The following is a 21,017-nucleotide window of genomic DNA, read 5'->3' as shown; positions in this document are numbered from 1 at the left end:
TCAGCGCCTCGGATGTATCAGCAGTGACCCGCGACGAGGTCGGCGAAGCGTTCCAGATCAGTCCGGCGCTTGAAGATATCCGGACTCAGCAACTTGAGGACGAGGCTGCGGGGTTGAAGCATCGACTTCATCCGCGAGACTTTGTCGGCAATATCCGCCGGCGCCCCGATCAGCGAATCCTCGATCAGGCGTTCGAGCTTGAACCACGGCGTCCATTCCGGCTGCATTCGGGCCGTCGTGACGGTCATTCGCTCGATGAAAGGCTGCAAAAAGACAGCGGCTTCGTCTATCGCTTGAGCGCGCGTCGGAGCGAAGTGACAAAATCGGATCAAAACGAGATTCGGATCGAGGCTCGGCGAGACCTCACGATAGAACCGGACGTTGTCGCGTATGCTCTCAAGCGGAAACGGCGGCCCCGCCATGACGCCGTAGCCGCGCTCCGCCGCGATTCTCACCATGTCCGGCGTTGACGTCGCGATGAAGGTTGGCACAGGCGTTTGAAGCGGCTTGGGCGTCAGGCTCACGTCATCGGCCTTGAAGAACTCTCCTTCGAAATGCACGCCGTCTTCGTTCAGAAGTTTCTGAATGAGGCCGAGAGCCTCGATTGTCTTGGCCCGGTTCTCGCCGCTGCTCACGCCAAAATGCTTGTTCTGGAGCGGGAACGGACCGCCTTTCGCGACGCCAAAGTCAAATCTGCCTTCGGAGAGAATATCGAGGGTGGCGACCTCTTCGGCGACCTGGATAGGGTTGCGCAGGGGCAACAGCACCGCCGCCGAGCCGAGCCTGATGCGCGATGTACGGGCCGCGAGGTGCGCTAAAACGACAAGACTCGACGGCGTCAGCGCATTTGCGTTGAAATGATGCTCAGCGACCCAGGCTTCGTCGAATCCGAGCTTCTCGGCGAGTTGGACGAGTTTGAGCTGGTCGGCGAAGGCCGAACGCCGGTCGCCCTGGGGATCCTCGTATGTGCAAAATAGTCCGGTTCGCATCTCAGGCTTTCTGGTTCCAACGCCGCCTTATTCGGGATGGCGGGCGGGCTTTCCATTCTTGTCAAGAAACGGAAAGATGCCGGCCTTGAAGCTCTCCGCCATGTGGCGCGCCTTGGCGATGGCCTTTTTCGTATATTCGGCCGGAAGGGTCGCGTCGGCCGCCTCCTCGAAGAGGGAGAGCCAGCGTTCGAAATGTTCAAGTTCGACGGGCAGCTTCATATGATGGACAAACGGAGAGCCGGTGTAGTCATCCGTCATGAGCAAGGCTTTCGACCAGAATTTCTCGATCAGGCGAAGATGAACGTCCCAGTCCAAAATCACCTTATTGAAAATGGGCCCAAGCAAATCGTCGCGGCGCGCCTTGTGATAAAATTCCTTGACGCACAAGGAAATCGCGGCCTCGACGGCTTCCGAATTACATATGGAGAACTCTTCTGTCATTGCGCACGCCGTGGTTATGCCTCGTCGACGGAATACATCAAGAACCTTGCCAATCGCGGCGTCGGCCAGCGTCATGATCGAAATGAGCCTCGGCGCGGCGATGGATCGTTGACGCCGATCGCTTTGATCGCGTCAAAGGTCTCGGCCATTTTTTCGGGGCTCACGTCGGTGATGAGAGCCGCGCCAAAGACGTCCTCGCCGTTGAGCCAGGCTGTTTCGCTCGCCTTATTCGTCAATGCGATTTGTAACGCATGATTGAGCTCGTACGTGCCCCAGGCGTAGCCCGAATCCCGCGACGCCGCCTGCATTGCATTCTGAACGAGGCTTCTTACCGTCAGATGCAGTTCCGAGATCGGCACATCGCACGAAACGCCCGCCAACGCGTTGATGCAGGCCTGTTCGTCATAGGAGGCATGGCCACGACACGCCAGCGGCCGCGCCGCGTATATGACGCAAAGGCCATCCTCGATAAAGGGGCATTGCGAACCGGACGTCATTCGACCCTGTTCATCAAGTCTGCGCGCGGCGCGGTCGATCAAATCGATCTTTTGTCGAAGCTCGAACCCCATCGCGTTTGAGGACGAGCGCAAAACGCGCGCGATCAGCAGGATTTCGGGCGCGGTCGCGGCGACGCGGATCGCGCAGCAGCTTGCGCATCCGCCATGGCATACAACTCCTACTGCGTTTGCGGAATTGCTTTCAAAAGTCCGGAAGCAATCCTCGATCAGAACTCCGATGGTCCCTTGCTCGTTTGGTTGACTGACGAGGACTTTGCAAAAATTCCCGTAGAGCGCCTTGAAAAATGCGATATGATTTAATCCGTCAAAAGTCGTCATCATATCCAACATCGCCTTATCAATTCAGCTTTGCGCCAATGGCTTTCGCGGATGTGTTCGTTCAGCCGAGGTTTGGGCGCGAACGCGCAGCCGCTGCGATGAAAAAGCCAGGGAGGAAGCTTGTTCATGTATAATTTCAGATATAGGATAAAATCCGCTGGCTTTTCAACTCCGATTTTCGTCATCACGTTTTTCAAGGAAGCCGGCATGATAGAAAGACGTGCATGCGAAGACATGCTTCTTAGGAAAACATGGACTAGAGAAGACATGCGCCGCAATGGTCTTTATGGCGCTCGCCCGCCTCGCCCAACCAGCGCGATTCCCTGTCTTGTCGGGCGTGCGCACAATCCCTGATCATCCACAACGCCTGAGGCTTGACCTGCGGCGCTTTCCGCCGTCGAGACCTTGTTCAACCGACGTCGCCTTGGGCAGAATTGACGTCCTTCGGCGCCTGGTGAAAATGAACGACAGGATGGTGGCATGAAGCACGGCTTGATCCTTGTCGCGGCGGCGTTGTTCTCGCTGGTTTGTTTGTCGGCGGATCTACATGCCGCAGAATTGCGCCTGACCGGTTTCGGCGCCAGTTTTCCCTATCCCCTCTATTCAGTCTGGTTCAAGGAATTCACGAAAACGGCTCACGGCGTCACGGTGGACTATCACCCGAACGGGAGCGGAGCCGGTATTCAGGAGCTGATCAATAATACAGCTGATTTCGCCGCCAGCGACGTGGCGATGACGCCTGAGGAGATCGCCAGAGTTGGCAACGGCGTCGTGCTGCTTCCTATGACTGCGGGGGAAGTCGTCCTTGCGTATAATCTTCCTGATCTGCCAACAGGGCTGAAGCTCCCTCGTGATGTCTATCCTGACATTTTCCTTGGCAAGATCACGAACTGGAGTGATGCGCGGATCGCGGCGGCGAACCCCGAGATCAGGCTGCCGGATCTGCCGATCACTATCGTCCGGCGTCTGGACTCCAGCGGCACGACCTATGCTTTAACCAAACACCTCAGCGCGGTTAACGCCGCCTTCAGGGAAAGGGTGGGCGCAGGTGCCAGCGTTCCCTGGGCGCCGAACGATAAGATGATTGCGGTGCAGAAGTCCTACGGCGTGACGGCGCTCGTCCAGCAGATCTCTGGCGCCATCGGCTATATCGAATGGTCGTACGCGAAAAAAGCAGGACTGCCGACCTGCGTGTTGCAAAACAAGGCGGGCATCTATGTTGCGCCCGGCGGCAAGGGCGGCGCCGCCGCGCTGGCGGGCGCAACATTGCCTGACAATCTCATCGCCTGGATCGAAGACCCCGCCGAGGCGGAAGCTTACCCAATCGTCACCTTTACATGGATGCTGTTTTACAAGAAACAAAGTGCGCTCAAGAGCGAAACCTTGCGCAATCTCGTGGATTACGGCTTGACGGACGGCCAGAAGTTAGCCGAGAGCATGGGCTATATCCCGCTGCCCTCCGATATCGTCGAAAAGGTCAGATCCGCCTCCGCGAACATTCGGTGACGCCTCTCGAGCGGCGCGTCGCAAAAGAGACGGGGAGAGGGCTTGCCTGACGCTTTGCGCCGCAATAAACCTGCGCCCACAAGCAATTTTGAAGGGGGGCGCGGACATTCCGACGAGTAGGAAATCGGGCAGGGAGAAACATGCGATCCGGGTTCAATACGGCGCGTTGCCCTATCGTTTCTCAAAGTCCGGCGCGCTCGAGATTCTTCTCGTCACCACCCGTCAAACGAAGCGGTGGATCATCCCCAAGGGCTGGCCGATCAAAGGCCTGAAGCCGGCGAAGTCGGCTGCTCGCGAGGCTTATGAGGAAGCCGGCGTGCGCGGGGCGGTCAAAGCAAAGGCGATTGGAATTTTCTCATACGAAAAGCGCCTCGACGAGGGTGGAATTACGATCCCTTGTGACGTGAAGGTCTTTCCGCTGCTCGTGAAGCGTCAGGCCAAGACATGGCCCGAGTCCGGGCAGCGCGTCGCTCAATGGCTTGAGCCGCTGGCGGCGTTATCCTTGGTCAAGGAGGAGAGCCTCAGAAATCTGCTGGCGTCATTCATCGACCGGCTGGCTGCTTCCGGGGCTCTGCCCCGACGGAAGCCGTGACCCAAGCCTGCGTGCGGTAGAGCGTCTCGGGGTCATTTTCTGATCGGAATATGCTTTAGCCAGCCGCCCTGGCGAGCGCATAGAAAATAGCCGCGATAATCCCCGCCGCCGGCATCGTGATGACCCAGGCGACGACGATGTTCTTTGCGATGTTCCAGCGGACCGCCGACACCCTGCGCGCAGCCCCGACGCCGACGATCGCGCCGGTGATGGTGTGCGTGGTCGAAACAGGGACGCCCAGTCCGGTCGCGAGGAAAAGCGTGATCGCGCCTCCTGTCTCGGCGCAAAAGCCCTGCATCGGAGTGAGTTTGGTGATTTTCGAACCCATGGTGTGGACAATACGCCAGCCGCCGAGAAGCGTGCCAAGACCCATGGCCAATTGACAGCTCAACACGACCCAGAAGGGGACGTAAAATTCGGCGCCGAGCCGGCCATGCGAGAAGAGCAGGACGGCGATGATTCCCATTGTCTTCTGCGCGTCGTTTCCGCCATGGCCAAGGGAATAGAGCGAAGCGGAGATGAATTGCAGCGAGCGAAAAATATTGTCCACCGCGATCGGCGTCTTCCGCACAAAAATCCATGACACCGCAAGAACGAGGACCAACGCCAAAATGAAGCCGAGGGCCGGCGACAGGACGATTGCCGATCCGGTCTTGATCAACCCGGTCCAGACGACGGCGCCGAGGCCGGCTTTGGCGGTTCCGGCGCCGACGAGGCCGCCAATCAAGGCGTGCGAACTCGACGATGGTATCCCCAGCGCCCAGGTCAAAAGGTTCCAGATGATCGCGCCCATCAAGGCGCCAAAGATCACATGATCATCGATGACTTCAGGGGTGATAATGCCCGTTCCAACGGTCTGGGCGACATTCAGGCCAAAGAACAGGAAGGCCGCAAAATTGAAGAAGGCGGCCCAAAAGACCGCATATTGCGGCTTCAGAACCCGGGTCGAGACGATCGTTGCGATCGAATTCGCCGCGTCGTGCAGGCCATTAAGGAGGTCGAACGCGAGAGCGACCATGATGAGGCCGACGAGATAAGGAAGCGCATGATCCACTGCAACGTTCCTTGTTACACGCTTTCGATCACGATTCCGGTAACCCGGTTCGCAACGTCCTCGAATCCGTCGACGACCTTCTCAAGATGTCCGTAGATTTCGGCTCCAACCAGGAAGGCCATGGGGTCGGAATGGCGGTGCGCCAGAAAGAGAGCCTTCAATCCCTCGTCATGGAGGTCGTCAGCCTCGTCCTCGATGCGCAGGATTTCCTCGCTGAAGGTATTCAGCTTGGCCGCGTTCTGGTGAAGGGAGCGCAACAGAGGGATTGCGGTTTGCGTCAATTCGGCGGCCTGAATGATAATGTCGCCCATTCGGATCATGGGCGCCTCGAAGTTGCGAACTTCGTAAAGCAGAGTCGCTTTGGCTGTTTGATGCATCTCGTCGATCGTGTCGTCCATCACCGTGATCAGGTCGCGGATGTCGCCGCGGTCGAAAGGCGTAATGAATGTGCGCCTTACCGCCAGCAAGACGTCCCGCGTGATGTCGTCAGCCTCGTTTTCGAAGCGTTTGATCTCCGCGCAATATTCCAGCGCTCTCTCGTCGCCGTTGAGCAGCAGGCGCAGCGCGCGCGCGCCTGCGACTATGGCGGCGGCGTGCCCTTCGAAGAGATCGAAAAAGCGCTCTTCCTTCGGCATAAGCGCTTGAAACCATGAGATCATTATTCGCCTCCAGGCGGATTGGCCTTGTTAGCGCAATATCATGAAAACTTGAGCGCCGCTAATGAGACTTTCGGCCCTTTCAAGCGGAAAAGGAGAGGTTCGCTCTTACGGACGCCTCGCATAGCGCAGGTCGCGTCTCGCCCGCATGCTCCCTTCAGGTCTGCGGAACGTGCGCCGCGCCAGTCGCCCAGGACCACTCTGCGATGGGCGCGCATCGCCATTGGTTCGCATCGAGGCTCTAAATGGATGTCAAGACGATGCCGACATGCTGTGAACAAACGGAAGGAACGGAACGAATGATCCCGTCACGTTGACGCTATGGCACCGTGCAGCCGTCGGCAATCGGCCTGTCCGCGAACCGGTCCGCGATCCACGGCAGGTAAAGGGGAGCCGCCGCTCCCGGCGTCGAGAAATGCGTTTGCTTTCCGTCCAGCTGAACGCGTGTGACATTGGCTCCAAGACCGCACATCTGTTTGCGGTAAAGCTGACCCATGACTGGCGGAACGACGGTGTCGGCTGTGCCCCAGTAGATGATCACAGGGGCCACGGGCTTCACCGGGGGGACGCTTCCGTCGACGAACGCCTTTGACCAGGCCAGCGCGTTCGTGACCTCGGGTTTCAGCAGGGTCTTGAAGTTGGCGCCGAACGTGTAGTTGAGCGTATCCGAAGTAGGATGCATACACTTCTGCGATGCGATTTTGTCGAAGGTCGCGGCGCCCTCGTCCGTGAAAATGTCCGTCAGGCGCGTGTCCGGGTAGGCGGCCTGCGTTCCCCAGAGAAGCATGGCGAAATGGGAGAAATTGAAGACATTGTCCGAAAAATTGGTCACCAGTTCCTCGAGCATCTTCGCCGCGCCCGCAGCGTCAAGAGTCCCCTTCGGCGCCATCGCCGCGATCTCATGCGGCGCCAATGCGACGAAGCCGAGAAACGCAATTCCGTCGGCGGCCGTCCCGTTCTGCGCGATATAGCCGGCGAGGCTCGCGGCGGCCAGGGTCGCGCCGCCGCCCTGCGACCATCCGTAAACGATCGCTTTCCCGCCGCCGCCCGTTTCCTTCATTGAACTGGCGGCTCGAACCGAGTTGATCACGTCACGTCCGTTCGACGCCGACACGGCGTATTGATGTTTTCCGCCGGCGCCAAGACCCTGGTAATCGGTTCCCACGACGACATAACCCTGCTTTATGAAGGCGTCGACGCTGGGCAGACCGTAATCCGTCCAGGAGTTTCCCCCGACCAGGAAATATTGGTTGAGCGGCTGAGCGGGATCGAACACCTGGGACGGGCCGCAGTTCTGCGCCGTGCCGGTCGTGCCATGCGCCCAGGCGATCACCGGCCGCCCCTGTTTCGGCGCTGGGCCTACGGGCGCGACCACCAGCGCGCTCGCAAGCGTCTTTCGCTCCAGAGCGTCCGAGGAGATGTAGACGATGCGCCACGCCCGCGCGCCCGGAAGGCCGGTCGCGACCGGCTCCCGCTTGACGATTTGTCCGAGCTTGCCCTCGGCCTTGAGTTTGGCGGCCGCTTCATAGAAAGGCGGTAGAGCGACGCCAGCAACAACGGGCGTTCCGACGAGAACCACAGAGCAAGCAAGCGCCATGGATATGATCGCGGCCGTCGCACGTTTCGTCGCCATGTCATCTCCTTTGTCCTAGCCTAACAAGATCCTCGATCCTGGCCTAACAAGATCCCGCTCACGATTCGCCAAATGCCGGACATGCGGCCTCGCCGCACGCGCCGCAGCCCATGCCCTGAGCGCCTTCCGCGCTCGACTCGCCGCCCTTGTTTGGCGCGGCGATCAGCGCGATCTGTTGATCGAGATCGATACTTTGGCAGACTTCGCAAGCGGGCCGATCGCCGGAGCGTACGAGCGTCTGAAATTCTGCGCCGCACGTGCGGCAGCGATAAGCATGGATCGGCATGGCTGTTCCCGAAAGATTGGACGAACGCAGGTTGAACCCTCGGCCGTAGCTTTACCCATAGGGATAAAGCCGGCGCAATTCATTTTCGAAGCCGCTTGCGCCGCTCTTTTCCAGGCCGGATTTTACGATACTTTCAATTGAAGGCCGAGCCGCGCTCGGGCGGCTTCTTGTTTGGCGCTCGACGCGGACAGGAGATTGCTTCGCCGTCGCCTAATTTTTGAATGAAACATTCTGTCGATTGCAAATCAATTGCTAAATCGCTAGCAAAGCGGCCCACGCTGGCGCATGGATCAGCCATTCCAATTTTGTTCGAAGAAGGAATTTTCTTTATGGCCAAGGCGAAAACAACCAAGCCCGCCGCGACTAAGAAGCCAAGCAAAGCCGAAGCGCCAGCCGTTCGACCGATCAAGGAAACTCTGACCAAGTCGGCGCTCATCAATCTTGTCGCCGAGCAGAACGACATTCCGCGTAAAACCGCTGCGGCGGTCTACGCCACACTGGAAAGCGTGTTTCTCGGATCAGTTCATCCGCGCGGCGTCGGCCAATTCACCTTGCCGGGATTGCTGAAGGTGTCTCTTCGCAAGGTGCCGGCGCGCAGAGCGGGAACCCTTGTTCGCAATCCCGCCACCGGCGAGATGATGAAGGGAGCGGCGAAACCCGCAAGCGTCCGAGTCACGATCCGCGCTTTATCTAAACTGAAGACGGCGGCGGCGCGCTGATTTCAACTTCAGCGTCGATCTCGAACCGAACCACGGTGGAATATCCTTGGTTCCGAGTTTGGAACGAGGCCGCGACGGCGCTCTCCGCCGCATTGCATGGGCGCGAGCGGGGACCGCATGTCCGGAGCAAAAATATATTAGATGTGAAACGAGATCGGATTGGCGTCAGCCAAACTTTGGCGGACCGGTTCACCTGGAGCAAATTCCGATCGGATTGAACCCATCCGACCGACAAGACTATGCTCAAGCTTTTGAATCTGGAGAGATTTCTGATCGATCGCATGACTTCATGCGATCGGAAAGCGCTCTAGCTTGCGATAAGCGATTGCTGCTCGCGATGTGTTCTCTCTTCGTGCGACGCGTCGGCGGAATTTAGCCTCGCCGAATTAAATATACGGACCAAGCCGGCCAGGCGAAGCGTAGAGCGTTCCGGCTCCGTAGTAGGCGGCGATCTGGTCTTCCTCCGCCAGGGTGATCTCTACCGGGTTCTTGGTGGTTGGCGCATCTGCGAACTGGGAGGCGAAGATCGCGTTGATTTTTATTTGCCGCTTGTTTCGTTTGACGACAGCGAATGTCGCGGGCGCCAGCACGCGTTTTGCCCCGCCGGACACTTCCAGTTCATAATAGCGAATGAGCGTTTCGCTTCGATCTACCCACACGTCCACCACGGCGCCCGCGACGCGGTCATCGCCGCCGATCACGGTGAACCCCCTTGGATCAGGATCGTCCGGTTCCAGGTAAAATCCTGAAGCCACCCTCAGAGGAACGATTTTCGGCAGTTTTTCATGGAAAGTGAGGTCAGGCGCGTCGGCCCGTTGCGCCCAGGCTCCCGGTCCGACGCCGGCCAGCAAGGGGTTGCCGACAGGCGTAATGGGTCCGCCCGGAATTCCCAATGACGTCGAATTGGCGGGAGGCCTTCGCGGCTTGAGATCATCTTGGAGAGGGTAACCTTCGCGGCGATCCTCTTGCCTAAGATAAAGGATCAACCCGGCGAAGAAAATCCAGAACGCATAGAGCGTCACCTGAGCGACATCGATGTTGCTTGTGATCGCGCCGACGGGCATGGACGTTAACTCCACATTGTGTTGCTTATCCGTATTCGCTTCAGCCGTTGATCATTGGCGAAACTTCGCGCCGGTCCGGCTTGCGAAGTTCCTGATTGGCGCCATCTCCGGCGGAAAGATCCGGGAAAGCTTTTTCCATCGCGGCGAGTCCACGCCAGGGCACGGGAAAAGCTAAGATAGACGCCGGCGACAGTCAAGCAAAAATGACGTCAGAGAAAATAGACACTTCGGGTTGAGCCCAGGCCGGCGGCGTCGAAACCGCAAGAAACTTTAAACGGAAAGCAGGGTGACAGACGTCGGTCGGGCGACCTGCCCAATTCGGCGGGCGCCCGAACCTGCATTCGTTGGACAACACGGCCTCGTCACCTCGTCGCCGTCACGCCGGAGGCGAAACGATCAAGGTTGCACGTGACGGGCGTTCACGCGGCGGAACAAGGCTTGACGAAAAGGTCTCTGGCGAACCTGCCATAGACGCTGCCGATGCTGGCCGCGAATGCCACCAGATCGGCGTGAGTTGTCCTAGCATATTCGATCCGGATTTGGATGATGCTGGAGAATGTCCTGGCGTTCAGCAATTTTTCAAAGAAAGCAGAGCTGTTCGCGATTGTCTTTTTTGAATATTCAATTGTTTCTGCGGCAATGTTTTCGACGCCCGGGGCAAGGAGCGCGACCGGCCGACCGGCCCCGACCCGAATCGGCCGCACCGTCCGACGCCCGGCTTCCAGATCGCTTCGCAGTCGGGCCGCTTCCTCGGTCTTGGCTGACGTCTCCTGCTCGGCCTGGATCCGCGCAGCCTGCTCCGTCTGAAGCCGGGCCTCAAGTTCGGCCCTGATCCTCGCCGCGTCCTCGGCCCTGGTTGACGCCTTCTGTTCAGCCTTCGCCCGGCTTTCCTGCTCTTCGAGGAGCCGGGCTTCGAACTCGGTCCTTGTCCACGCCAATTGTTCATCCTTGGCCAGGGCCTTCTTTTCAGCCTCGAGCCGCGCCGTTTGCTCCGTCTGAAGCCGAGCTTCGAGATCAGCTCGCAACCTTGCGTCTTCCTCGGCCTTGGCGGATGAGTCTTGCACGGCCTTGATCCGAGCCTCAAGTTTGACTTTTAGCTGGGCAAGCTCTTCAGCTTTGGCGCGGGCATTCTGTTTAGCCTTGGCCATGACCGCTTCATCCGGTTCGGCGGCGTTAATGGTTCTTGCGCGGCCTTTTCCCTTGGAGCCTCCGCGCGCTTCGCCTTCGGCATTGGCTCGCGCGGCCTCCTCCACGACTTTGGCCCAGACCTCTTCTTCAACCAGAGATTTCTGCTTTGCGGACGGATCTGTTTCCTTGCTCGTCGCCATGTGGTTCACCCTCGGATTGGGAAGCGGCTCGCCGCCGCCGTGGAATCGGACCATGTTCAAGTTTACTCTCTTTCTACTGCAGCGCACAATGAGGGCGGATTTACGTTGTTTGATCGCGCGCTCCGCGACAACAATCCCAAATCGGACTGTCGCCTTGACAGGCTATCGCAGAACTTCCGGCAGGGCCGCGGCGCGGACTGGAAAGGACCCGGGAAAGCGCGAGTCAGAACAGCGCCTCGCGCCAGCTTCTAGCCGAGGGCGTCGCCGGTCAGCCGGCGACGCCCGTCAGCGGCGCGCGCCTGAAATTATGTTCCGTGGACGATTATTGCGCTCGCTGGCACGACGCCTTTGACGGACTTGATGGCGGCGCGAACGGGTCGAGGCAAATAGTGTGATAAGATATTGAAACAGGCGTTTCACAGAGATGGCGGCTGTCGGCGTCCTTTCAGGCCCGGATCGCTTCAGCCTCGGCTTCCAACTGCAAGATGTGCCTGCGCACGGTGTTGAAACCGTCTTCGGCGGCCTTACTGACGAGCGGGTCTTTTCCTTCGCTAATTGCACAGGCGATCTGAACCCAATCCTCTTGCCGCAACGCCTTGAGCGCGGCAGGAAAGAAAACGCGCTCTTCAATAGCGATATGCCGTCTTTCACTGTTAATGAAGTGGCGGAGAATGGCGTTGACGCCGCTCCGCGTGATCGCCCCGCCTGAGAGAACGTCCTCGACCGCCCGAGCGACCCGGCGGAGGCGGACAACGCCGTTTCTGTGCTCGCTCGCGAGATCGCCAACAGCTTCCGCCGCGACGGGATCACGCACCGCCAATCTGGCGAGAATCAGATCTTCCTGAGGGTGATGACAGGCGGTTGGATACACTTCAAAATAGGAAATGATCGCATGGATGACTTCGTAGTCCGGCCGTCCCCCGCGATCAAAAACGTGTTGCTCCCGTTCGAGAACATCAAGCAGCGTTTCCATGTTGCGATGTTGTCGCCGCAAAGAGTCAATGAGCATGTCCTTGATCCTCGGCCAAAGCATTTTTTTTCCACCAGATCGACTCATAGTCACAGCAAATTTTTTGTATGAGTCCCGTAGGCGCCGGCTTTCCCGATGAAATCGCATCGCGTTGGCTGTAGTGTGCGGTAATTGAATTATTCCAATTCAAATAATCGCGTGCGCCCCCAGCGCAGGGGGAAATGCAACCCTGGCGAGCCCGAAGGGGACAGCGGAACGGGGTTCTCATTTCTTACGTTTGGATCCGTCATCATGCCGCCTCTTCGGGTGCGGACGCCGGCTCGGAATCCTTCCGGAACAGCACGTAGAGGGCCGGCAGAACCAGCAGCGTCAGGATCGTCGAGGAGATAATCCCCCCGATGACGACGGTCGCCAGCGGCCTCTGCACCTCCGCGCCCGCGCCGGTCGCGACCGCCATGGGAACGAACCCGAGCGAAGCCACAAGCGCGGTCATCAGCACGGGCCGTAGTCTCGTCGCCGCGCCTTGGTGGACGGCGTCGAGAACGGATTTGCCTTCCCGCCTGAGCCGTTCGATGAACGCGATGATGACGAGACCGTTGAGCACCGCGACGCCCGATAACGCGATGAACCCGACGCCTGCGCTGATCGACAGCGGAATGCCGCGTAGCAGCAGCGCTGCGACGCCGCCGGTCAGCGCCAACGGCACGCCGCTGAACACGAGAAGCGCGTCGGCGATGGAGCCGAAGCTCATGAACAACAGCAGCAGCACCAGCAGCAGCGCCGCCGGGACGACGATCATGAGCCGGTTGGTCGCCGAGACCAGTTGTTCGAACTGGCCGCCCCAGCCGATCCAGTAGCCGGCCGGAAGCTTGACCTTCTGCGCCACTGCATCCTGCGCTTCGGAGACGAACGAGCCGAGGTCGCGCTCCCGAACGTTGGCGGTCACTACGATGCGGCGTTTGCCGTTCTCGCGGCTGATCTGGTTCGGTCCGGGCGCGGACTCGACGGCGGCCACCGACGAGAGCGGCACGTAGCGCGGCTGCGCGCCGAGCGCGCCAGACCAGGCGGATTTGGCGATCGCGGAGGAGCCGGGATCCTCCGCGGGCAGAGGTATCGGGATTGCGCGGATCGCCTCGATGTCGCCGCGCAGGCGTTCGGGAAGGCGCACGACGATCTCGAAACGCCGATCGCCCTCGAACAGCTTCCCGACGCTCTTTCCGCCGACGGCGATCTCAACGATGTTCTGAACATCGCCGACGCTCAGCCCGTAGCGCGACAACGCCCGCCGGTCGAGCTTGACGGTAAGGATCGGCAGGCCGGCGACCTGCTCGGTTTTCACGTCCGTCGCGCCGCGGACGCCCTGGATCACCGATTGCACCTGCTTCGCTGCCCCCTGCAGCACGTCGAGATCGTCGCCGAAGATCTTGATGCCGACGTCGCTGCGGACGCCCGAGATAAGTTCGTTGACGCGCAACTGGATCGGCTGGGAGACCTCATAATTGCTGCCAGGGATGTCGTTCGCCGCCTTCTCGATCTCCTCGATCAGTTCCGACTTCGGCTTGCCAGGGTCCGGCCACTCGCTGCGAGGCTTGAGCATCACGTAGCCGTCGGACATCGACGGCGCCATCGGGTCGGTGGCGACCTCGGCCGTGCCCGTACGGGTGAAGAACTCCTTCACTTCGGGGAGTTGCTGAATCCTCTTTTCCAGCGCCATCTGCAGCTCGAGCGACTGTGTCAGGCTCGTTCCGGGGATCCGGATCGCGGCCAGAGCGATATCGCCCTCGTCGAGACTCGGGATGAACTCGCCGCCCATACGAGTCGCCGCGAACACGCTCACCGCCACGATCACGGCCGCCGCGAACGCGACAATCCCGCGGAAGGCGAGCGCTTGGTCTAGAAGAGGCAGGTAAACGCGCTTGGCGACGCGCATGAAGAAGTTCTCCTTCTCCGATACCTTGCCGGTGACGAAAATGGCCACGGCCGCCGGCACGAAGGTGATCGAGAACAGAGCCGCCGCGGCGAGCGCCATCAGCACCGTCAGCGCCATCGGCGTGAACATCTTCCCCTCGACGCCCGTCAGCGTCAGGACCGGCAGATACACGACCGCGATGATGAGCGTTCCGAACAGGCTGGGCTTGATGACCTCGACGGATCCGCGGCGGATCGTATCGAGCCGTTCCGTCAAGGTCAGCCGCCGGCCCTTCTCATGCTGCGACTCGGCGAGCAGCCTAAGACAGTTCTCGACGATGATGACCGCGCCATCCACGATGATGCCGAAGTCGATGGCGCCGAGGCTCATCAGGTTCGCGCTGACCTTCGTCTCCACCATCCCTGTGATGGTCATGCTCATGGACAGGGGGATCACGCACGCGGTGACGAGAGCCGCGCGGAAGTTGCCGAGAATCAGGAACAGCACGACGATGACGAGGATCGCGCCCTCGACGAGATTCTTCTCGACGGTCTTGATCGTCGCCTCGACGAGATGGGTGCGGTCGTAGACGGTCCGCGCGACGACCCCATCCGGAAGCGACTTCGCGATATCGTTCAGTTTGGCGCCGACCCGTTGAGCCACCGAACGGCTGTTCTCGCCGATCAGCAGCATGGCGGTCCCCAGAACTGTCTCCTTGCCGCCGAGCGTGGCGGCGCCGGTGCGCAGATCTTTGCCCTCGGCGACTTGCGCCACGTCCTTGACCCGAACCGGCACGCCGCCGCGCGAGCCGATCACGATGTCCTCGATCTCGGCGATATTGGCGACCTGGCCTGGGGTCCGGACCAGATATTGCTCGCCGTTCTTCTCGATGTAGCCGGCGCCGACATTGGCGTTGTTGGCGGCAAGCGCGGTCATTACATCCCGAAAGCCTAGCTTATAGGCCATGAGCTTGCCGGGATCTGGCAGGACGTGGAACTGCCGCTCGAATCCTCCGATCGTGTTGATCTCGATCACGCCTGGGACGTTGCGAAGCTGCGGCTTGATGATCCAATCCTGGATCGTCCGCAGATCGCTCGGCGAAAATTCCTTTCCGCCCGGCCCCTTCGCGCCATGCTTTGCCTCGACCGTGTAGAGAAAGATCTCGCCAAGGCCCGTGGCGATCGGTCCCATCGCGACTTCGACCCCTGGGGGAAGCTGATCCTTGACCTGCTGGATCCGCTCATTGACGAGTTGACGGGCGAAGTAAATGTCAGTGCCGTCCTGAAAGACGACCGTCACCTGGCTCAGACCATAACGAGACAGGGACCGGGTATATTCGAGCTTGGGCAGCCCGCCCATCGCGGTCTCGACCGGGAACGTGATGCGCTGTTCGGTCTCAAGCGGCGAATAGCCCGGCGCGCGGGTGTTGATCTGCACCTGCACGTTGGTGATATCGGGCACGGCGTCGATCGGCAACCGCGTGAAGTTCCAGCCGCCGAAAGTCGCCAGCCCGAGCACGAACAGAATCACGAACCAGCGCTGGCGGATGGAGAATGCGATGAGGCGTTCAATCATGCTCGGCCTCCCCTTTGCCCATCTCGGCCTTCACGACGAACGAGTTTTCAGCGACGTACTTGTCGCCGGGAGAGATGCCGGCGCGGATCTCCACGAAGTTCTGGTCCGAATAGCCGAGTTCAACCGGGCGCGCCTCGAGCATGTCGCCGCCCTCGCGCACGAACACGACATTCGTGTTCTCGAAGGTCTGGATGGCGCCGGCATGCACGGCGACGGGGACCTTGCGTTCAGCCAACACCAAGCGAGCAGTAACGAACAGGCCAGGTCGCAACCGTCCCTTCGGGTTCTGCAAAATCACTCGCGCGATCGCCGTCTGGGTCTCGCTCGCGCCGACAGGCGCAAGATAGGAAATCGAGCCCTTGATGTCGCCCGCGCCGTCGTCCGGATCGATCAGGACCTCGTCCCCGGTCCGCACGCGCCTGAGATCCTGGCGGTAGATCGATAGATCCACCCAGATCGTCGAGAGATCGGCGATGATGAAGGCAGGCTTTTGCTCGGACACATATTCGCCGAGCGAGATCTGCCGATCGATGACGGTGCCGCCGATCGGCGCCTTCAGATCGTAGACCGTGAGGCTCTGGTTGCTTTCGATCGACGCCAGAAGATCGTCTTTGCCGATCACGTCGCCGATCCGCTTCTTGATCGCACGCGCGATGCCAGGAAACCGCGGGGTGACTTGCACCACGGTCTCCTGGTTGGCGCGCAGCACGCCATTGAAAGACAGCGTCTGCGTCAGCGTCGCGGGCCCTGCTTCCGCGAACCTGACGCCGGCGGCCGCCAGCTTGACATCGCTGATCACGATGCGGTCGGCGCCGTGCTCGTCCTGTTCGGCGCCGGCCTTCTCCTCTTTGGCGTCCTTGCCTCCCTGCCTTTCGACCTGACCTTTGGCGGCAGGCGCATCCATCGGCGCAAGCCAACGATAACCGAAGGCCCCGGCGGCGGCGGCGACCACAGCGAGGACGATCACGCTCGAATTTTTCATCGTGCGCTCTCCCGCGCCAGAGCAAAGGGATTGCCAACGAGTCCTTCGATCGTGGCGACGGCGACGTGGTAGTTCTGGAGCGCCTCCTGTTCGCGGAGCCGCGTCTGCATGACATTGGCCTGCGCATCCAGCACCTCGAGCAAGCTGAAGCGCCCGGCGCCGTACCCCTGTTCGATCTCGTTCGCGGCGGCTTGCGCCTTCGGGATGCCGGCTTCGCGGAGGACCGACAGTTCTTTGAGTGAGCCTTGGACCGTGTCGTAGGCGCGCCCCGCGACGACGATCAGCGTGTTGCGGCTCGCCTCTCGCTCCGACTGCGTCTTGGCGAGGCTTTCCTGAGCAGCGAAAATGTCGCCCTGGTTCTGATCGAACACGGGGATCGGGACCGACAAGGTTAGCCGGACGGCGTCGTTGTTGGTCTCATTGAAGTGACGCCACCCGGCGGCGAGACGAACGTCCGGATATGGGGTTAGCCGAGCCAGCAGGAGTTCGGCGTTACGCTTTGCGTAGATCGCGTTCCACTTGACCAATTGCGGGTTCGCGTCGATGGCGGCGATCACCGCCTGGAACGACGGCGCGCGAGTGGTCGCGTCCAGCCGGCCGGAGACGCCGGCGAACTTTAGCGACGGGTCTCCCATGAGCACCGCCAGTTCGCGACGCGCGCTCGACAAGGCGGCCTTGGCTCGCTCGCGATCGGCCTTCACCAACGCCACGGCGACTTCGGCGCGTCCGGTCTCGGCGGGCGACGATGCGCCGGCTTCGACCCGGCGCTGGAGCAACGGCGTCAGACGCTCGAGCGCGGTGACTTGTTCGTCGAAAATCTGGATTCGCCGCTGCGACCCGAGCACGTAAAGGAACGCGATCGCCGTCTCCGACAAGATCTGCAACCGCACGGCCTTGCGCTCGATCGCCGCGCCATCGAGCGCCGCCTGGCCGACCGCGATCCGCGCCTCGCGCTTGCCGAACAGTTCGAAAATCTGGCTGATCTGCAGCGTTGTCTCGGCCGATTTCGTGCCGCGATAGATGCCCGTACCGAAAGAATTGTCCTGCTCATAGGACACTTCCGGATTGAGCAGCGCGCCAGCCTGGATGCGCTGGCCGGTGGCGATGCCGACGTCTCGCTCGGCTGCGGTCAGTCGAGGACTGGCGGCGAGCGCGCGCTGCAGCGACGCTCGCAATGTAAGGGTCTGCGAATGCGACGCCACCGCCAGCCAGGGGCTGACCAGCAATGCGATCGCGCACGCGAAACGCGTGGCGCATTTAGACAACATGATGAAAACCTGACGACAGACGGAGTCAGGGCGCGGAACGCCCAGCGGTCATCTTCAAGTCAGGGATTTCGGCGGGGGAAGATCGATCCCGGGCGGCAGGCCGGGGCGGCGAGCTTCCAACACGGGGATCGCCTTGACGGCGTGCGCCACGGATACCGGTACGGCCAACGGCGCTTGAAAGGAGATGGAGAAGCAGAAGCAGCCGTGACAATGATGGTCCGCCAAGGAGCCTTGATCGGAGTGATCGGCGTGCTTGTCGGCAAGAGAGATGACGGTCTTGCCCGAAATGTTCGTGACATCCAGGTCACAGACGCCGTGCAGCAGACCGGCGACCAGGTAAATCGCCAGCACAAACATGGCCATCGCCCCCCGTTGAGAGCGCCGCAAAACACGGCCAAATTTTAAGGCTGAGAAGGGCGCTTGGCGAGTCCAGTCCATCGTAAGGACACCGAGTACCATGCGGTGGATGACGTGTCGACCCGCAACAATGTTACACGAGGCGTTTCAGCAGACGTGCGCGTACGTTAAGCGCGCAAGATTGCACGCGTGCTTTGATCTTGCTCCCCCTGATAGGAGTTGGGATCGTGGATGTCCGGCGCGCCGCCGCCTCTCTTCTGGGAGGGGACGGGTCGTGTAGCCGCGCCTCCAGCGCTCGATGATCATCTTCGCTCGAGTAGAGCATAAAACAATTCCATATTCAGACGTTCGTTGCGGAGTTTCACCGTTGAATAATAGCCGCCCCAAAATGGCAAGCGCATCCTGGCTGTTGAGGCGACGGGGCGCTTCGATCGCTGCGATCGATACGGCGCTCAGTCTCGAGCGCCCATTCCTCGGCGGCTTTGCGGCGAAGGAACGTCTCATTGACATACGTTCCTTTTCGCCGCACTTGGGCTCGCCACGAACCCGATTTGAGCTTCGTAAAAGTCGCCGAAAAATGTGCGTGCGCCGAGCTGTCGAACTGCGACGAAAAGGTCGAGTGACAGCGTTGAAAAGAGTGCGCACGACCGACCTGACGGAGTGAGACGACAGAAAATGCTCGTTGACCGCGATATCAGATTTAGCGTGGCGCCTATGATGGATTGGACCGACCGGCACTGCCGGGTCTTTCATCGCACGCTCTCGCGGCGCGCCCGGCTTTACACCGAGATGGTGACGGCGGCGGCCGTCCTTCATGGTCAGCGCGACCGTCTGCTGGGCTTCGATCCGACCGAGCATCCGGTCGCCGTCCAGCTCGGCGGCTCGGACCCTGCGCAACTTGCGGCGGCGGCGGCCATCTGCGCCGACTTCGGCTACGACGAAATCAACCTCAATGTCGGGTGCCCCTCGGACCGGGTCCAGAACGGCGCATTCGGCGCATGCCTCATGCGCGAACCGGAGCTTGTCGCCGCCTGCGTCAGCGCCATGAAGGCGCGGGTCGCGCTTCCGGTGACGGTCAAATGCCGGATCGGCGTCGACGATCAGGATCCCGAAACGGCGCTCGGCCGGCTTGCCGAAGACGTGATCGCCGCCGGATGCGACGGCCTTTTCGTGCACGCCCGCATGGCGTGGCTGAAGGGTCTTTCGCCCAAGGAGAACCGCGATGTTCCACCTCTCGATTATTCGCTTGTGCGCGCCCTGAAGCGGCGCTTTCCAAAAACGCCCATCGCACTCAACGGCGGCCTCGCCCGGCTCGACCAGATGCTTGCGGAGCTGGATCACGTCGATGGGGTGATGGTCGGGCGCGCCGCCTATCAGGATCCGGCGCTGCTCCTGTCGGTCGATCCGCTGTTCTTTGGGGCGCCGGCGCCCGTCCCGGACGCCTTCGCCGCGATCGAGGCGTATGGTCCGTACATAGAGGAGCGGTTGCGGGAAGGGGCGCCGCTGCATGCGATGACCCGGCACGTTCTGGGGATTTTCAACGGGCGGCCCGGCGCCCGGGCCTGGAGGCGTCATCTCGCCGCGGAGGCGGTGAAGCCGGGCGCGGGACTCGAAACCCTCACGGCGGCCTTGGCGAATGTCGCTCGCGGCCTCTTGGCGGACGCCGGCGCGGCCGCCTGAAAGGCCCGGTGAAAGGGCGTCTTCGCCTTATTCCGTCGTCTTACCCAGCCGCCCGGCGAGATCCTGAATGAACTGCCACGCGATGCGCCCCGACCTTGAGCCGCGGGTGAGGGACCATTCGAGCGCCTCGTGTTCGATCGCGCTTCTTTCGCCCGTCAGGCCGAAATGGTCCGCGTAGCCGAAAACCATGGCGAGATAATCGTCCTGCGAACAGGAGTGAAATCCCAGCCAAAGACCGAAGCGATCCGAGAGCGAGACCTTTTCCTCGACCGATTCGCCCGGATTGATGGCGGTTCCCCGCTCGTTCTCGACCATTTCCCGCGACAGGATGTGCCTGCGGTTGGACGTCGCATAAAAGAGGACGTTGCGCGGCCGGCCCTCGACGCCGCCTTCCAGCGCCGCCTTCAGCGACTTGTAGTTTGTGTCCGCCGCGTCGAAGGATAAATCGTCGCAAAAGACGAGAAACCGGAACGGGGCGTCGCGCAGCAATCCCATAAGAGCGGGCAGACTGTCGATGTCCTCGCGATGAATCTCGATGAGCTTGAGCGGCGGGAGTTCGGGATTTGCGGCGAGACCGGCGTTGACGCTGGCGTGGACGGCTTTCACCAGCGAGGATTTGCCCATGCCGCGCGCGCCCCACAACAAGGCGTTGTTCGCCGCGAATCCGTTGGCGAAGCGGCTGGTGTTCTCCGTCAGCAGACCGCGCACTCGGTCGATGCCGCGCAAAAGCTTCATGTCGACGCGATTGACGCGGGCGACCGGCTGAAGCCGGATTCCTGGCGCTGAAAAAACGAACGCGTCCGAGGCTTCGAAATCGCAAGGCTTGGGCGGGGCCGGCGCCAGCGCTTCGAGCGCGGCCGCGATCCGCTCGAGCGCCCCCGCGGCTCTCTCGTTTGCGAAAGGGACGGGGGAATCATGGTTCTGCTCGGTCATTGGGCTCGACACCGGATTTATCTTCGCATCCGGCTTTACCCGCCCCGCGGCCATGGCGCCAGTGGGTTCGAGGCAGGGCGTTCCGCGATCTCGCGGAGTTTCGATCAGGATCGCGGGAGTTTCGATCAGGATCGCGTTTCGCGACGCAAACAGCCTTCGAGTCCAAGCGGTTTTTGAATGCGGCGCGAGCGGCATTGCTTTCATGCGGACTCTAGTTATATTCGCGCGCGTTCGGGCAA

The 21,017-nt window shown here is 60.9% G+C and carries 19 protein-coding genes; 4 read left to right on the top strand and 15 right to left on the bottom strand.

Going from position 1 to position 21,017, the window contains the following annotated elements; all coding sequences use genetic code 11:
- Positions 1-17: 17 nt before the first annotated feature.
- The 3 genes from BM177_RS06710 to BM177_RS06700 form a co-directional block, all read right to left on the bottom strand.
- Positions 18-989 carry an LLM class flavin-dependent oxidoreductase gene (locus BM177_RS06710; protein ID WP_091680186.1) on the bottom strand — a complete coding sequence of 324 codons (972 nt, stop codon included), beginning with the start codon at positions 987-989 and terminating at the stop codon, positions 18-20.
- Positions 990-1,016: 27 nt separating this feature from the next.
- The gene (locus BM177_RS06705) at positions 1,017-1,430 is read right to left on the bottom strand and encodes a group III truncated hemoglobin (RefSeq protein ID WP_091680352.1); all 414 of its coding nucleotides are present in this window, start codon (positions 1,428-1,430) and stop codon (positions 1,017-1,019) included.
- A gap of 71 nt (positions 1,431-1,501) precedes the next feature.
- Complete coding sequence (locus tag BM177_RS06700) at positions 1,502-2,269, bottom strand: YkgJ family cysteine cluster protein (RefSeq protein ID WP_244532172.1); 768 nt, start codon at positions 2,267-2,269, stop codon at positions 1,502-1,504.
- 477 nt (positions 2,270-2,746) lie between these two features.
- Between BM177_RS06700 and pstS the strand changes: the two genes are divergently transcribed.
- Both pstS and BM177_RS06685 read left to right on the top strand, forming a co-directional pair.
- Positions 2,747-3,772, top strand: a complete 1,026-nt coding sequence (gene pstS, locus BM177_RS06690; protein WP_091680180.1) for a phosphate ABC transporter substrate-binding protein PstS — start codon at positions 2,747-2,749, stop codon at positions 3,770-3,772.
- Between the two features lie 88 nt (positions 3,773-3,860).
- On the top strand, positions 3,861-4,364 hold the full coding sequence (locus BM177_RS06685) for an NUDIX hydrolase (protein WP_244532171.1): 504 nt from the start codon (positions 3,861-3,863) through the stop codon (positions 4,362-4,364).
- Positions 4,365-4,419: 55 nt separating this feature from the next.
- On the opposite strand, the gene BM177_RS06680 is transcribed toward BM177_RS06685, so the two are convergent.
- The 4 genes from BM177_RS06680 to BM177_RS06665 all read right to left on the bottom strand — a co-directional run bounded on the left by BM177_RS06680 (position 4,420) and on the right by BM177_RS06665 (position 7,993).
- The gene (locus tag BM177_RS06680) at positions 4,420-5,382 is read right to left on the bottom strand and encodes an inorganic phosphate transporter (RefSeq protein ID WP_091680347.1); all 963 of its coding nucleotides are present in this window, start codon (positions 5,380-5,382) and stop codon (positions 4,420-4,422) included.
- A gap of 50 nt (positions 5,383-5,432) precedes the next feature.
- Complete coding sequence (locus tag BM177_RS06675; protein WP_091680178.1) at positions 5,433-6,077, bottom strand: DUF47 domain-containing protein; 645 nt, start codon at positions 6,075-6,077, stop codon at positions 5,433-5,435.
- Between the two features lie 316 nt (positions 6,078-6,393).
- A complete protein-coding gene (locus BM177_RS06670; protein ID WP_091680176.1) occupies positions 6,394-7,707 on the bottom strand; it encodes an alpha/beta fold hydrolase in 1,314 nt (437 codons plus the stop codon).
- A gap of 58 nt (positions 7,708-7,765) precedes the next feature.
- Positions 7,766-7,993: an FmdB family zinc ribbon protein gene (locus BM177_RS06665; protein ID WP_091680173.1), complete on the bottom strand. Its 228-nt coding sequence runs from the start codon at positions 7,991-7,993 to the stop codon at positions 7,766-7,768.
- 329 nt (positions 7,994-8,322) lie between these two features.
- Between BM177_RS06665 and BM177_RS06660 the strand changes: the two genes are divergently transcribed.
- Entirely contained in the window at positions 8,323-8,712 is a 390-nt protein-coding gene (locus tag BM177_RS06660) for an HU family DNA-binding protein (protein WP_091680345.1), read from the top strand.
- A gap of 386 nt (positions 8,713-9,098) precedes the next feature.
- On the opposite strand, the gene puhA is transcribed toward BM177_RS06660, so the two are convergent.
- From puhA to BM177_RS06620, 7 genes are all read right to left on the bottom strand, one after another.
- Positions 9,099-9,776, bottom strand: coding sequence for a photosynthetic reaction center subunit H (puhA, locus tag BM177_RS06650; RefSeq protein ID WP_091680169.1), 678 nt, complete (start codon positions 9,774-9,776; stop codon positions 9,099-9,101).
- Positions 9,777-10,195: 419 nt separating this feature from the next.
- Positions 10,196-11,158: a phasin family protein gene (locus BM177_RS06645; protein ID WP_091680167.1), complete on the bottom strand. Its 963-nt coding sequence runs from the start codon at positions 11,156-11,158 to the stop codon at positions 10,196-10,198.
- A gap of 391 nt (positions 11,159-11,549) precedes the next feature.
- Complete coding sequence (locus tag BM177_RS06640; RefSeq protein WP_244532169.1) at positions 11,550-12,221, bottom strand: hemerythrin domain-containing protein; 672 nt, start codon at positions 12,219-12,221, stop codon at positions 11,550-11,552.
- Positions 12,222-12,363: 142 nt separating this feature from the next.
- On the bottom strand, positions 12,364-15,558 hold the full coding sequence (locus BM177_RS06635; protein WP_091680164.1) for an efflux RND transporter permease subunit: 3,195 nt from the start codon (positions 15,556-15,558) through the stop codon (positions 12,364-12,366).
- Positions 15,551-16,540: a divalent metal ion exporter adaptor subunit IhpB gene (gene ihpB / locus BM177_RS06630; RefSeq protein WP_091680161.1), complete on the bottom strand. Its 990-nt coding sequence runs from the start codon at positions 16,538-16,540 to the stop codon at positions 15,551-15,553. The genes BM177_RS06635 and ihpB overlap by 8 nt, the downstream gene beginning before the upstream one ends.
- A complete protein-coding gene (gene ihpA / locus BM177_RS06625; RefSeq protein WP_091680159.1) occupies positions 16,537-17,808 on the bottom strand; it encodes a divalent metal ion exporter subunit IhpA in 1,272 nt (423 codons plus the stop codon). The genes ihpB and ihpA overlap by 4 nt, the downstream gene beginning before the upstream one ends.
- Before the next feature lie 54 nt (positions 17,809-17,862).
- Positions 17,863-18,165 (bottom strand): hypothetical protein, encoded by a 303-nt coding sequence (locus tag BM177_RS06620; RefSeq protein ID WP_244532168.1) that lies wholly within the window; start codon positions 18,163-18,165, stop codon positions 17,863-17,865.
- Between the two features lie 675 nt (positions 18,166-18,840).
- On the opposite strand from BM177_RS06620, the gene dusA reads away from it, so the two are divergent.
- Entirely contained in the window at positions 18,841-19,845 is a 1,005-nt protein-coding gene (dusA, locus tag BM177_RS06615; RefSeq protein WP_091680156.1) for a tRNA dihydrouridine(20/20a) synthase DusA, read from the top strand.
- A gap of 27 nt (positions 19,846-19,872) precedes the next feature.
- On the opposite strand, the gene BM177_RS06610 is transcribed toward dusA, so the two are convergent.
- Positions 19,873-20,778, bottom strand: coding sequence for an ATP-binding protein (locus BM177_RS06610; protein ID WP_244532179.1), 906 nt, complete (start codon positions 20,776-20,778; stop codon positions 19,873-19,875).
- Positions 20,779-21,017 lie beyond the last annotated feature (239 nt).

Origin of the sequence: Methylocapsa palsarum (assembly GCF_900114285.1) — a bacterium.
GTDB classification, from domain to species: domain Bacteria; phylum Pseudomonadota; class Alphaproteobacteria; order Rhizobiales; family Beijerinckiaceae; genus Methylocapsa; species Methylocapsa palsarum.
This window is presented reverse-complemented; position numbering and strand designations above follow the sequence as displayed.